Annotated in this window: 1 protein-coding gene; it reads right to left on the reverse strand. The window is 44.4% G+C overall.

The genetic code is table 11. The features are described 5' to 3' along the window. Positions 1 to 71: 71 nt before the first annotated feature. A complete protein-coding gene (gene tnpA / locus Xhom_RS25355) occupies positions 72 to 500 on the reverse strand; it encodes an IS200/IS605 family transposase (protein WP_069316283.1) in 429 nt (142 codons plus the stop codon). Positions 501 to 585: the final 85 nt, after the last annotated feature.

The raw sequence follows: 585 nt of genomic DNA on the forward strand, positions 1-585 counted from the left end.
CCACCTACTAAAGTAGGTGGGTTAGTGATTAACGGACTGAAAGTCCGGATACGCATCGGCTGAACGATGCGTCAATTATCTACCCTGAAGTTATCATCCGGGTTTGGTTCAAAATGATGATCCAAATAAGCCTTAATCATCTCTTCCGTTAACTGACCCACTGTGGCACAAAAATAGCCTCTGCCCCAAAAATGCTGACCCCAGTAGCGCTTCTTCAGATGAGCAAATTCTTCAAACAACTTGCTCGCTGTCCTTCCCTTCAGTCGCCTCATGATTTCTGAAGGCGCTAATGTCGGGGGACAACTCACCAGTATGTGAACATGATCTTGGCTCACTACACCACTTACTATCCTAATTTCAAACGCGTCACATGTTTGGCGGACTAACTCACGCACCCGTATACCGACTTCACCTGTCAGCACTTTGTACCTGTATTTTGTTACCCACACAAAATGATATTCAATCTGGAATACCGTGTGGCTGCCATATCTGTAATCCATATTGCACCTCTCGTGCAATATAGTATCGCAGCTAAAGCTGACCGACTAAAGTCGGTGGTTTTAACCTTTCATATGGAAAAATAAA

It is taken from the genome of Xenorhabdus hominickii, from assembly GCF_002632725.1.
In the GTDB taxonomy this organism is placed as follows: Bacteria; Pseudomonadota; Gammaproteobacteria; order Enterobacterales; family Enterobacteriaceae; genus Xenorhabdus; species Xenorhabdus hominickii.

Coding starts and splice junctions, on each gene's coding strand:
- tnpA (WP_069316283.1), bottom strand. CDS start 500: ATGGATTACAGATATGGCAGCCACACGGTATTCCAGATTGAATATCAT.